Source organism: Streptomyces sp. NPDC005181 (assembly GCF_040608395.1).
Lineage (GTDB): Bacteria > Actinomycetota > Actinomycetes > Streptomycetales > Streptomycetaceae > Streptomyces.
Genome location: NZ_JBEXID010000024.1, coordinates 90296 through 102604 on the forward strand (window position 1 = coordinate 90296; position 12309 = coordinate 102604).

Genomic DNA, 12309 nt, shown 5'->3' on the forward strand with positions numbered 1-12309 from the left:
CGGTGGGGCGCCCGTTCAGCGTGCGGCCGCTTCGAACAGCGTGTGCATCGCGTGGCGCAGCTCGGTGACGTCGCGCACCGGCTCGGGAAATTCGAAGCGTGCGTCGAAGCACCGCCCGTCGGCCTCGCAGCAGCGCACCCGCAGCCCGTGCCGGTCGAGCGCGACCGGCACGACCGAGGGCCGGTGGGCCGCGCAGCTGTCGTCCGCCCGCTCGCCCAGCAGCCCGCAGAGCAGCGCCACCTGTTCACCGTGCGCCGCGTGCAGATGCTGCAGCAGCTCCGCCTCGTGGGCGACGAGCGGGTCGGCGGCGGCGTCCCGGAATTCCTCCGGCTCCACGTCCTGGGCGCCCCACAGGTCGTCGACGTACGCCTCACCGGTCTCCAGCCGCAGCATCATCCGTCCGGGCCCGGCCATTCCCGGTACGGAGGTGAGCCAGCCGGAGACCCATCCGCGGCCGCGGATGCGGTGCGGTACGGAGACCGGCGCAACGTCCGTGATCTCCAGCACAGCGGTCAGCTCGTCGTCCTGGGCGTGCGTGGCGGCCCGTACGGCCGGGGAATCAGCGGGAAATTCGAGGAACAGATCGCCCTCGGGTCCTACGCTGCGGTCCAGCGGCACCAGCTGGTCGAAACCGGCGGCGGTGAGCCCGGGGATGAGCAGTACCGCCGAACAGGTACTCTGTACGAGAGTTCGTGTGCGCTCGGCTGCTGACGGCATCCGTGTGTTTTCAAGCCCGCTGGGACGCGGCTGACCACGATCTGATCGGTCCTCCGTCGTATCGACGCCTTCGATTGCGTCGACGCTGTCAGTGCTGTCCGTGACGTGTGTGGTGTTCCCAGGGCGAGACATGCGATCTCCTTGAGTAAGGTGAGCCTAACCTAACCCACAACGGAGGTCTGGAGAACGTGCCTAATCAGTCGCGTCCCAAGGTCAAGAAGTCTCGTGCGCTCGGCATCGCCCTGACGCCGAAGGCCGTCAAGTACTTCGAGGCCCGCCCCTACCCGCCGGGCGAGCACGGCCGTGGCCGCAAGCAGAACTCGGACTACAAGGTCCGTCTGCTCGAGAAGCAGCGTCTGCGCGCCCAGTACGACATCAGCGAGCGCCAGATGGCGCGCGCCTACGACCGCGCCAAGAAGGCCGAGGGCAAGACGGGCGAGGCGCTCGTCGTCGAGCTCGAGCGCCGTCTCGACGCGTTGGTCCTGCGTTCGGGCATCGCCCGCACGATCTACCAGGCCCGCCAGATGGTCGTCCACGGCCACATCGAGGTCGACGGCCGCAAGGTCGACAAGCCGTCCTTCCGCGTCCGTCCCGACAACGTCGTGATGGTCCGCGAGCGCAGCCGCGACAAGCACCCCTTCCAGGTTGCCCGCGAGGGTGGTTACGCCCTCGACGGCGAGACCCCGCGCTACCTGCAGGTCAACCTGAAGGCCCTGGCCTTCCGCCTGGACCGGGACCCGAACCGCAAGGAGATCCCGGTGATCTGCGACGAGCAGCTCGTCGTCGAGTACTACGCCCGCTGATCCAGGCGTAGCCGCTCTCACCAGCGATCGGGCCCGCCCCTCCCCGAAGTCGGGGAGGCGGCGGGCTTCCGCGTTCTGTCGCCCGGGGGCGGTACGGGAGCGGGCCGCTGCCCCTCCGGGCCCGTCCGGTCCAGGGGCCGGCACGCCAGCGCCCGCGCCACCGCCGCGTCCGGATCCAGCTGCGCACCCGCCCGCCGCCCCGATTCGTACGGTGCGTCGCCCAGCTCCCGCCGCGCCAGCTGCTCGCACTCCGCCCGCGGCCTTCCGTAGTACGCCGAACCGAACAGCGGCAGCCCCACCGACGGCCAGATCCGCTCGGCGGCCCCCTGCAGCACCGCCGCCTCCGCCGCATCCCCCTCGACCGCCGTCACCAGTGCCAGCAGTTCCATGGTGAGGACGGACCCGAGCAGGTCATGGAAGGCGTGGCCGATCGCCAGGGACTCCCTGAGCAGCTCCCGGGCGCGCTCCGGCCGCCCCTGCTGCAGCTGCGCGTAGGCCAGCACATAGAGCGCGTACGAGAGCGCCCACCGCTCCCCGCGGTCCTCGCAGACCTCCCTGACCTCTTCGCAGATCTCCGCCGCGGCCTCCAGGTCCCCGCGGAACCCGACCGCCATCGCCAGCTCGATCTGGGCCATCAGCACATTGCTGTTCAGCTCGCCGAGGTCCCGGTAGCGCACCAGCGCGTCCTGCAGCAGCTCCTCCGCGCGGACCATGTCGTCCGTGACGAGGGCCAGACAGCCCGTGCGGTGCACCGCGTAGGCCTGGGCCGCCGCGTCACCGGTCCGGTCCGCCTCCTCCCGGCACTCCTGCAGCGCGGAGATCGCACCGGCCGCGTCCCCCTGCACCACGGCCACATACCCGAGCACCCACAGCGCCTTGAGCCGGGAGGGTTCGTACGGTGTCTCCTCCTCCAGTACGCGGTTGAGCCAGTGCCGACCCTCCGAGAGGCGCCCGCAGCCGACCCAGAGGAACCAGAGCGTGCCCGCCAGGTACTGCGCCAGATGGGCCTCGTCCGGGCACTCCAGCGAACACTCCATCGCCCGGCGCAGATTGGGCAGTTCGCTCTCGGCCCGGGCCGCCACCTCGCCCTGCCGCGAGCTGAACCAGTCGAGCTCGCACCAGGTGGCGAGCCCCAGGTACCAGTCCCGGTGGCGCCGTCGCAACCGGTCCGTGTCGCCGGTGGCGGCCAGCCAGTCGGCGCCGTACTCGCGCACCGTGTCCAGCATCCGGTAGCGGGTGCCCACCGCCGAGTCCTCGCGCAGCACCACGGACTGCGCCAGCAGCCCCGTCAGCACATCGAGCACCGACTCGGCCGGCAGTTCGGGGCCGCTGCAGATGTACTCGACCGCCTCCAGGTCGAACTGCCCGGCGAAGACCGACAGTCGCGCCCACAGCAGCCGCTGCTCCGGGGCACACAGTTCATGGCTCCAGCCGATGGCCGTACGGAGCGTCTGGTGGCGCGCCAGTGCGCTGCGGCTGGCGCCGGTCAGCAGTCGGAAGCGGTCGTCCAGACGCTGCACCACCTGCTCCGTGGACAGGGCGCGCAGCCGCCCGGCGGCCAGTTCCAGCGCGAGCGGGATTCCGTCCAGCCGACGGCACAGCTCCCGCGTCGATCCGCGGTTGTCCTCCGTCAGCCGGAACTCCGGGCGCACCGCCGCTGCCCGCTCCGCGAACAGCATCATGGCGTCCTCGTCGGTCATCGGCGCGAGCGGGTAGGTGAGCTCGCCGTCCAGTTCCAGGGGCTGGCGCCCGGCAGCCAGCACCTGCAGCCGCGGGGCCCGGCGCAGCAGTGCGCACACCAACTCGGCACAGGCGTCGACAATTTGCTCGAAGCCGTCGAGCACCAGCAGGAGCCGGCGTTCGGCGAGATGTTCGAGGAGCGTCGTGCGGGGCGGGCGGCTGGTGTGATCGGTGAGTCCCAGGGCGTCGACCACGGCCTGTTCCAGCATTCCGGAGTCCTGGACAGTCGACAGCTCCACCATCCAGACCCCGTCGCAGTACCGTTTCTGCAGGAGAGCGGCAGCCCGGGTGGCACACCGGGTCTTCCCCACGCCACCCACTCCGACCACGGTGACCAGTCTCGATTCCGTCAGCAGGCGGCCCAGGTCGGCCAACTCCTCGTCACGTCCCACGAATCGGTTCAGTTCCACCGGGAGATTGCCGCGGGCCGCGGTGCCGGGGCCCGGAGCGGCGGGGGAATCGTCGGGGGAGGGGCAGGGGCGCTGGGAGCGTCGCATGAAACACGCAGAGTACTGGTCCGGCAGCTCTCCGTACAATCTCCCTTGTGCAACTCCCGCTCCACCCATCCGTAATGCGGTAGGGGGCGCGCTCCCCGGCGCGATAGGGTCGGGAGACGACGATTCGACAAGCCAGAGAGCGGTGCAACGTGTCCGGTGGAGAGGTGGCCGGGATCCTGGTGGCCGTCTTCTGGGCGATCCTGGTCTCGTTCCTCGCCGTCGTCCTGGTGAGGCTGGCCCAGACGCTCAGGGCGACCACCAAGCTCGTGGCGGAAGTGACCGAGCAGGCGGTTCCGCTGCTCGCCGACGCCTCCGCGACTCTGCGCTCGGCGCAGACTCAACTCGACAAGGTCGACGCGATCGCGACGGACGTCCAGGAGGTCACCTCCAACGCCTCGGCGCTCTCCACCACCGTGGCATCGACCTTCGGCGGCCCGCTGGTCAAGGTCGCCGCGTTCGGTTACGGAGTGCGGCAGGCCATCGGCCGCCGGACCTCCCCGGAAGCCGAGCCGGCCCGCCGCGCGCCGCGTCGCACGGTGATTGTCGGCCGTACGGTGCCGTCCGCCCGGGCCAAGAAGCGGGGCGGCAGAAACTCCCGCGGATCGAAGGACTGACGCAGCGATGTTCCGCCGTACGTTCTGGTTCACCGCCGGCGCAGCCGCCGGTGTCTGGGCCACCACCAAGGTCCACCGGAAGCTCAAGCAGCTGACCCCCGAGAGCCTCGCGGCGCGCGCCGCCGACAAGGCGATCGAGAGCGGTCACAAGCTCAAGGACTTCGCCCTCGACGTCCGTGACGGCATGGTCAGGCGCGAGGCCGAACTGGGCGAGGCGCTGGGCCTGCAGGCATCGGTCGACCCCGAGCTTCCCGTACAGCGTCATGTCGCGGTCGAAGCGGCCGAACCCGCCCGGGCCGCCGACGCGACCGCCCACCGCAAGCTCCCCTACAACTCGTACAACGACAACTCGTACAACCGGAATGAGGACCACTGATGGAGTCGGCTGAAATTCGTCGCCGCTGGCTGAGCTTCTTCGAGGAGCGCGGGCACACCGTCGTGCCTTCGGCGTCGCTCATCGCGGACGACCCGACTCTGCTGCTGGTCCCCGCGGGCATGGTCCCCTTCAAGCCGTACTTCCTCGGCGAGGTCAAGCCGCCCGCCCCGCGCGTCACCAGCGTGCAGAAGTGTGTGCGTACGCCGGACATCGAAGAGGTCGGCAAGACCACCCGGCACGGCACCTTCTTCCAGATGTGCGGGAACTTCTCGTTCGGCGACTACTTCAAGGAAGGGGCCATCAGTTACGCCTGGGAGGCTCTCACCACCTCCGTGGCGGACGGCGGCTTCGGTCTCGACCCCGAGCGACTGTGGATCACGGTCTACCTCGACGACGACGAGGCCGAGCAGATCTGGCGCGACAAGATCGGCGTCCCGGCCGAGCGCATCCAGCGGCTGGGCAAGAAGGACAACTTCTGGTCCATGGGCGTCCCCGGCCCGTGCGGCCCGTGCTCCGAGATCAACTACGACCGCGGCCCCGAGTTCGGCGTCGAGGGCGGCCCGGCCGTCAACGACGAGCGGTACGTGGAGATCTGGAACCTGGTCTTCATGCAGTACGAGCGGGGCGCCGGCGACGGCAAGGAGGACTTCCCGATCCTCGGTGACCTGCCGTCCAAGAACATCGACACCGGCCTCGGCCTCGAGCGCCTCGCGATGATCCTGCAGGACGTGCAGAACCTGTACGAGATCGACACCTCGATGGCCGTCATCGACAAGGCCACCGAGCTGACCGGGGTGCGCTACGGCGAGAACCACACCTCCGACGTCTCGCTCCGGGTCGTCACCGACCACATGCGTACGTCCGTCATGCTCATCGGCGACGGTGTCACCCCCGGCAACGAGGGCCGCGGCTACGTCCTGCGCCGCATCATGCGCCGCGCCGTCCGCAACATGCGCCTCCTCGGCGCCACCGGCCCGGTCGTCGCCGAGCTCGTCGACACGGTCATCAAGTCGATGGGCCGGCAGTACCCGGAGCTGATCACCGACCGCAAGCGCATCGAGACTGTCGCCCTCGCCGAAGAGGCCGCCTTCCTCAAGGCCCTCAAGGGCGGCACCAACATCCTCGACACCGCCGTCACCGAGACCAAGGCCGCCGGCGGCAAGGTCCTCGCCGGCGACAAGGCGTTCCTGCTCCACGACACCTGGGGCTTCCCGATCGACCTCACCCTGGAGATGGCCGCCGAACAGGGCCTCGCTGTGGACGAGGACGGCTTCCGCCGCCTGATGAAGGAGCAGCGGGACCGCGCCAAGGCCGACGCCAAGGCCAAGAAGACCGGTCACGCCGACCTGTCCGCCTACCGTGAGGTGGCCGACAAGTCCGGCTCCACGGAGTTCACCGGCTACACCTCCACCGAGGGCGAGTCGACCGTCGTCGGCCTCCTCGTCGACGGGATCTCCTCGCCCGCCGCCACCGAGGGCGACGAGGTCGAGGTCGTCCTCGACCGCACGCCGTTCTACGCCGAGGGCGGCGGCCAGCTCGCCGACCAGGGCCGGATCCGGCTCGACACCGGCGCCGTCATCCAGGTGCGCGACGTCCAGCAGCCGGTCCCGGGCGTCTCCGTCCACAAGGGCACGGTCCAGGTCGGCGAGGTGACGGTCGGCTCCACCGCCTACGCCGCCATCGACACCACCCGCCGCCGCGCCATCGCCCGCGCGCACAGCGCCACGCACCTCACGCACCAGGCGCTGCGCGACGCCCTCGGCCCGACGGCCGCCCAGGCCGGTTCGGAGAACTCGCCGGGCCGCTTCCGCTTCGACTTCGGTTCGCCCGCCGCCGTCCCCGGAACGGTCCTCACCGACGTCGAGCAGAAGATCAACGAGGTTCTCTCCCGGGAGCTCGACGTCCAGGCCGAGGTCATGTCGATCGACGAGGCCAAGAAGCAGGGCGCCATCGCCGAGTTCGGCGAGAAGTACGGCGAGCGGGTCCGAGTCGTCACCATCGGCGACTTCTCCAAGGAGCTGTGCGGCGGTACGCACGTCCACAACACCGCCCAGCTGGGTCTGGTGAAGCTGCTCGGCGAGTCGTCCATCGGCTCCGGTGTGCGCCGTATCGAGGCCCTCGTCGGCGTCGACGCGTACAACTTCCTCGCCAGGGAGCACACGGTCGTCGCCCAGCTCCAGGAGCTGGTCAAGGGCCGCCCCGAGGAGCTTCCGGAGAAGGTCTCCGCCATGCTCGGCAAGCTGAAGGACGCCGAGAAGGAGATCGAGAAGTTCCGCGCGGAGAAGGTCCTCCAGGCCGCCGCCGGACTCACCGAGTCCGCCAAGGACGTACGCGGTGTCGCGCTGGTCACCGGCCAGGTGCCGGACGGGACGTCCGCCGACGACCTGCGCAAGCTGGTCCTGGACGTCCGGGGCCGCATCCAGGGCGGCCGCCCGGCCGTCGTGGCCTTGTTCACCACGGCCAACGGTCGCCCGCTGACCGTCATCGCCACCAACGAGGCCGCCCGCGAGCGTGGCCTCAAGGCCGGTGACCTGGTCCGTGCGGCTGCCAAGACCCTCGGTGGCGGTGGCGGCGGCAAGCCGGACGTCGCCCAGGGCGGTGGCCAGAACCCCGCTGCCATCGGTGAGGCCGTCGCCGCTGTCGAGCGCCTCGTCACCGAGACGGCGTGACGGCGGGAGTGACGCACATGCGCCGCGGACGTCGCCTCGCGATCGACGTCGGGGATGCCCGGATCGGGGTCGCCTCGTGCGACCCCGACGGGATCCTCGCGACGCCGGTGGAGACCGTGCCGGGACGCGACGTCCCGGCCGCCCACCGGCGGCTCGGACAGATCGTCGAGGAGTACGAGCCCATCGAGATCATCATCGGTCTGCCCAGATCCCTGGGCGGCGGTGAGGGGCCCGCCGCGGCCAAGGTCCGGCTCTTCGCCCAGGAGGTCGCCCGCTCGGCCGCACCCATTCCGGTGCGATTGGTGGACGAGAGGATGACCACAGTGACGGCGAGCCAGGGACTGCGCGCCTCAGGTGTGAAGTCCAAGAAGGGCCGGTCTGTCATCGACCAGGCTGCCGCTGTGGTGATCCTCCAGAATGCTCTGGAGTCGGAGCGGGCGTCAGGTAAAGCTCCGGGCGAGGGCGTCGAAGTGGTTGTCTGATCGCGATACGGTAACGTTCCGCGCGATGCGGCGGTGTTCGAACAAACACCGCACAGCAAAGAGGCGGAAGTTCGTCTCGCGGCTCTAGGGGATCGATGACTGAGTATGGCCGGGGCCCCGGCTCCGAACCGTGGCATCCCGAAGATCCCCTCTACGGGGACCAGGGATGGGATGGCCAGCAGGCTGCCCACGGCCAGAGCCAGTACGGCAGCCCGCAGCAGTCCTATCCGCAGGACCCCTATGCCCAGCAGCAGCCGCAGCAGTACCCCCAGCAGCACCAGCAGTACGGCGGCTCTCCGCAGGGCCCGTACGCGCAGGACCCGTATGCGCAGCAGCAGCAACAACCACAGCAGCCGTATGACCCGTACGCGCAGCAGCATGACCCGTACGCCCAGCAGGCCCCGCAGCAGCCGCATGACCCGTACGCCCAGCAGGCCCCGCAGCACCAGCAGTACAACGGCGGCTGGGACACCGGTCAGCAGCCCGCGGCTATGCCGCCGTACGACGGCCATCCGCAGGACGCGTACGGGAACCGGCAGGACGCCTACGGCGCATCGCACGACTCCTACGGCACTCCCGAGGCATACCCGCCGCCGCAGCCCCCGGGCCGGCGCGAGACCGCGCCCGAACAGGTCCCACCGCGTAACCCCGACTGGGACCCGGACGAGCCCGAGGAGGAGACGCATCCCTTCTTCACGGGCGTCGACGACGACCGCGATGTCCGGCGGCCCCGCGACGACGATGGCGAGTACGACGACGACCCGCGTGAGTCGCGCAGGGGCGGCGGCAGCGAACGCCGCGGCAAGGGCAAGAAGCAGAGCCGCAACGGCTGCGCCTGCCTCGTCGTCTCCCTGGTCCTCGTCGGCGGTCTCGGCGGGGCGGGCTACTTCGGCTACACGTACTGGCAGAAACAATTCGGCGCCGCACCCGACTACTCGGGCCAGGGCTCCGGCAGCGTCGAGGTGGAGATCCCGAAGCTCGCCCCCGGCAACGAGATCGGCAACATTCTCAAGGAGAAGGGCGTCGTCAAGAGCGTCGACGCCTTCATCGCGGCGCAGGCCGAGAACCCCAAGGGGAAGTGGATCCAGGCGGGCGTCTATGTCCTCAACGAGCACATGTCCGCGGCCGAGGCCGTGAAGATGATGCTCGACCCGAAGAGCCAGAATCTGCTGATCATTCCTGAGGGCACCCGCAACAGCAGGGTCTACGCGATGATCGACAACAGGCTGGGCGTCAAGGCCGGAACCACCAAGGGCGTTGCCAAGTCCAAGGCCGACAGCCTCGAAATGCCCGACTGGGCGGACGGGCACAAGGATCTCATCGACCCGCTGGAGGGCTTCCTCTACCCGGCGGCTTACCCGGTGACCAAGGGCATGAAGCCGGAGGACGTCCTCAAGAAGATGGTCTCCCGGGCCGACGAGGAGTACGACAAGGTCGATCTCGAAGGTGCCGCCAAGAAGTACGACCTGGACGGCCCCTGGCAAGTGCTCACCGTCGCCAGCCTCGTCCAGGTCGAAGGCAAGACGCACGGCGACTTCCGCAAGATGGCCGAGGTCGTCTACAACCGCCTCAAGCCCAGCAACACCCAGACGAACCAGCTGCTCCAGTTCGACTCTTCCTACAACTACCTCAAGGGGAAGAGCGACATCAAGATCAGCGAGGCGGAGATCAACGGGAACAAGAGCCCGTACAACACCTACACGCGCAAGGGCCTCACCCCCGGCCCCATCAGCAACCCGGGCAGTGACGCACTGGCCGCCGCGCTGAGTCCGACGAAGAACGGCTGGCTCTACTTCGTCGCCACCGATGGGCAGCACAAGACCGAGTTCGCCAAGACGTACGGCGAGTTCCTGAAGCTCAAGAAAAAGTTCGATGCCATCGACTGACGGGCGCCACCGGGCAGCCGTCCTCGGCTCGCCCATCGCCCACTCCCTCTCCCCGGTCCTGCACCGGGCCGCGTACGCCGAGCTCGGCCTCACCGGATGGTCGTACGACCGCTTCGAGATCGACGAGGCCGCGCTCCCCGGCTTCATCGAGGGACTCGACGCCTCCTGGGCCGGGCTGTCGCTGACGATGCCGCTGAAGCGCGCGATCATCCCGCTGCTGGACTCGGTCAGCGTGACCGCGTCCTCCGTCGAGGCCGTCAACACCGTGGTCTTCACCGAGGACGGCCGTCGCGTCGGTGACAACACCGACATCCCCGGCATGATCGCCGCGCTGCGTGAGCGCGGCGTCGAGAAGGCCGACTCGGCCGCCGTCCTCGGCGCCGGAGCCACCGCGTCCTCCGCGCTCGCCGCGCTGTCGGAGATCTGCACGGGTCTGGTCACGGCATACGTACGCAGCCGCGAGCGCGGTGACGAGATGCGCGGCTGGGGCGAGCGTCTCGGGGTCGACGTACGGATCGCCGACTGGGCGGACGCGGAGCAGGCGCTGCGCGCACCCCTGGTGATCGCCACCACGCCGGCCGGCACCACGGACGCGCTCACCGGTGCGGTGCCGGCGGCTCCCGGCACGCTGTTCGATGTGCTGTACGAGCCCTGGCCGACCGGACTCGCCGCAGCCTGGTCGGCCAGGGGCGGCGCAGTCGTCGGAGGTCTGGATCTTCTGGTGCACCAGGCTGTCCTCCAGGTCGAGCAGGTGACGGGGCGCAGGCCCGCGCCGCTCGACGTCATGCGCAGAGCGGGCGAGCAGGCGCTCTCGGAGCGGTGACAGTGGGCCGCCGGGAGCAGGCCTCTAGGATCCGATCAAAACCAGGGGGCCGTTCGATGGTGCAGGGGTAACGCAGGCGTCTGGCAGGGCAGAGAACTTTAACGGCGTTGTGTACGACAGCGGTTTCGGCTGGTCGGGAACGTGAGGAAAGCCGTACGGGTTGGGATGGTTGGGAAGCGATCCTTGGCCTGTACGGCTCTCTCGAGTGGTATCTGCACGGGCATCTCGAGGCGTCGACTCGGGGCGCTCATCGCCGAGGCCATGAGCGTCTGCGCGCCGAGGCCGGCGGACCCAGCCATCAACTGGTCTTCACCGACCGGGTGATCGCGACCCCTAGTGATCCTGCGGTTCCAGTTCCGCACGCCACCCTCGCCGTCTTCTACGGCGTGGACCCCTCCACCGTCACGCGGGCGTCCATGAGATCCGTCGGCTCCTGGCGGCGTGGGGCTTCGCGGTCCCCGGCGAGGCGGGACTGCGTCTGCACGCGCTGGCCGATGTCTTCGCCTACGCCACCGCGAAGGGTGTTGAGCTGCGCCTGGACGGCACCGAGGTACGGGTCCGGCGCCCGAAGGCGGGCCGCCCGGCCGGCGTGCGTTCGTATCCGGCAAGATGCGGCAGAACACCACGAAGGACAGCTGGCCCGTTACCCCGGGAATGTGCTGACGCCTCGCTCCTGCACCACTTTCACCAGGTGGCCGTGAAGGCTCTGCCGCATCCGGCTGTTCTCTGCCGTCGGCCGACTGGTCACCACCGGTCGGCCTCGTCGGCTCAGGCTCGCCCGCACCTGGCCCTGGGTCGATGTGATCACCGACGTGCTAGATCGGCTCCAGACCCTGCCGCACCCCGGATGAGATGACCAGCGGACTCAACCGTCCCGATGAGCATGGTCAACGCCACCGGAACCGTGGACTCCGGAGCGTACGCGACGCGACAGCCGGCCGTCTGCCTGCCCGGATCCCGAAAACCACGACCAGTCACACCACGAAAGGTCCGTCAGCTTGCTGACGGACCTTTCGTGAACGATCGAGGCTGAATTAGTACTTGGGGGACCCTGTAAGCTCCCACGGAGCAAGCATGCCCAAGCCGTCGTTGTTGATGTCGTAGACCACTTTGCCATCCGCTGTGTACTTATTGGTGCCACTCGCGTATTTGGTGGTGCAGGCGTAGTAGCCGCTGTAATTTTGGTTGATCGCTCCGGTAAGGAAACAGGTAGTTGTCTCCACGGCGGAGTCGTTTTGCTCGAGCCTTGAGAGGACTTCAAAATCATCGAAGTCGTTGACCACGCCGTCGCCATGAAGCCAACTTATTCGCAAATTGGCGCGACTAGATGAATGAGTCCAAGGGATGGCCTGCGGACATGGCACGAGGGCGTCCAGTGTCGATGTGTGACGGACGACGTGAACACCCTCGCAACAGCACTCTATGCCCGGATCGACGACGAGTTGAAGGCTTCGCCATGGCTGGCCCCCTGGCGTCCGAAGGCCGGGATCACGCCCACGCTCAGTGACGCGGAACTGCTGACGCTCGCCGTGATGTCAGCGCTGCTCGGCTACACCTCCGAGCGGCGCTGGCTGCGCCGCGTCGACCGTGACTTCCGCGGCCTGTTTCCTTATGTGCCCCAGCAGTCCGGCTACGGCAAGCGGCTACGTGCCGCATCATCCCTGCTCACCAGCATGATCCGGATCCTTGCCCGGGACACTTC

Annotated in this window: 10 protein-coding genes and 2 pseudogenes; 9 read left to right on the forward strand and 3 right to left on the reverse strand. The window is 68.9% G+C overall.

Translation table 11 applies throughout. The features are described 5' to 3' along the window. Positions 1 to 15: 15 nt before the first annotated feature. On the reverse strand, positions 16 to 717 hold the full coding sequence (locus ABZV38_RS18080; RefSeq protein WP_356328091.1) for a DUF2470 domain-containing protein: 702 nt from the start codon (positions 715 to 717) through the stop codon (positions 16 to 18). A gap of 188 nt (positions 718 to 905) precedes the next feature. Here ABZV38_RS18080 and rpsD point away from each other — a divergent pair, with 188 nt between their 5' ends. Beyond that, the gene (rpsD, locus tag ABZV38_RS18085) at positions 906 to 1520 is read left to right on the forward strand and encodes a 30S ribosomal protein S4 (RefSeq protein WP_352304525.1); all 615 of its coding nucleotides are present in this window, start codon (positions 906 to 908) and stop codon (positions 1518 to 1520) included. A 17-nt stretch (positions 1521 to 1537) separates the two neighbouring features. Here the strand turns inward: rpsD and ABZV38_RS18090 are convergent, their stop codons facing one another. Further along, entirely contained in the window at positions 1538 to 3757 is a 2220-nt protein-coding gene (locus ABZV38_RS18090; RefSeq protein ID WP_356328092.1) for an NB-ARC domain-containing protein, read from the reverse strand. A 164-nt stretch (positions 3758 to 3921) separates the two neighbouring features. Here ABZV38_RS18090 and ABZV38_RS18095 point away from each other — a divergent pair, with 164 nt between their 5' ends. The 7 genes and pseudogenes from ABZV38_RS18095 to ABZV38_RS18125 form a co-directional block, all read left to right on the forward strand. Beyond that, positions 3922 to 4371, forward strand: coding sequence for a DUF948 domain-containing protein (locus ABZV38_RS18095; protein ID WP_356328107.1), 450 nt, complete (start codon positions 3922 to 3924; stop codon positions 4369 to 4371). Positions 4372 to 4378: 7 nt separating this feature from the next. Beyond that, positions 4379 to 4747 carry a DUF6167 family protein gene (locus ABZV38_RS18100; RefSeq protein ID WP_356328093.1) on the forward strand — a complete coding sequence of 123 codons (369 nt, stop codon included), beginning with the start codon at positions 4379 to 4381 and terminating at the stop codon, positions 4745 to 4747. Further along, positions 4747 to 7416, forward strand: coding sequence for an alanine--tRNA ligase (gene alaS / locus ABZV38_RS18105; protein WP_356328095.1), 2670 nt, complete (start codon positions 4747 to 4749; stop codon positions 7414 to 7416). The genes ABZV38_RS18100 and alaS overlap by 1 nt, the downstream gene beginning before the upstream one ends. Beyond that, entirely contained in the window at positions 7413 to 7898 is a 486-nt protein-coding gene (gene ruvX / locus ABZV38_RS18110) for a Holliday junction resolvase RuvX (protein ID WP_356328097.1), read from the forward strand. Before alaS ends, ruvX begins: the two co-directional genes overlap by 4 nt. 95 nt (positions 7899 to 7993) lie before the next feature. Then, the gene (gene mltG, locus ABZV38_RS18115; protein ID WP_356328099.1) at positions 7994 to 9784 is read left to right on the forward strand and encodes an endolytic transglycosylase MltG; all 1791 of its coding nucleotides are present in this window, start codon (positions 7994 to 7996) and stop codon (positions 9782 to 9784) included. Then, positions 9771 to 10607, forward strand: a complete 837-nt coding sequence (locus tag ABZV38_RS18120) for a shikimate dehydrogenase (protein ID WP_356328101.1) — start codon at positions 9771 to 9773, stop codon at positions 10605 to 10607. The genes mltG and ABZV38_RS18120 overlap by 14 nt, the downstream gene beginning before the upstream one ends. Before the next feature lie 710 nt (positions 10608 to 11317). Beyond that, positions 11318 to 11458, forward strand: a pseudogene (locus ABZV38_RS18125) (IS1380 family transposase); the annotation flags it as partial. A gap of 183 nt (positions 11459 to 11641) precedes the next feature. Here the strand turns inward: ABZV38_RS18125 and ABZV38_RS18130 are convergent. Next, positions 11642 to 11890 carry a hypothetical protein gene (locus tag ABZV38_RS18130; protein ID WP_356328102.1) on the reverse strand — a complete coding sequence of 83 codons (249 nt, stop codon included), beginning with the start codon at positions 11888 to 11890 and terminating at the stop codon, positions 11642 to 11644. 102 nt (positions 11891 to 11992) lie between these two features. Between ABZV38_RS18130 and ABZV38_RS18135 the strand changes: the two are divergent. Further along, positions 11993 to 12309, forward strand: a pseudogene (locus ABZV38_RS18135) (IS982 family transposase); the annotation flags it as partial.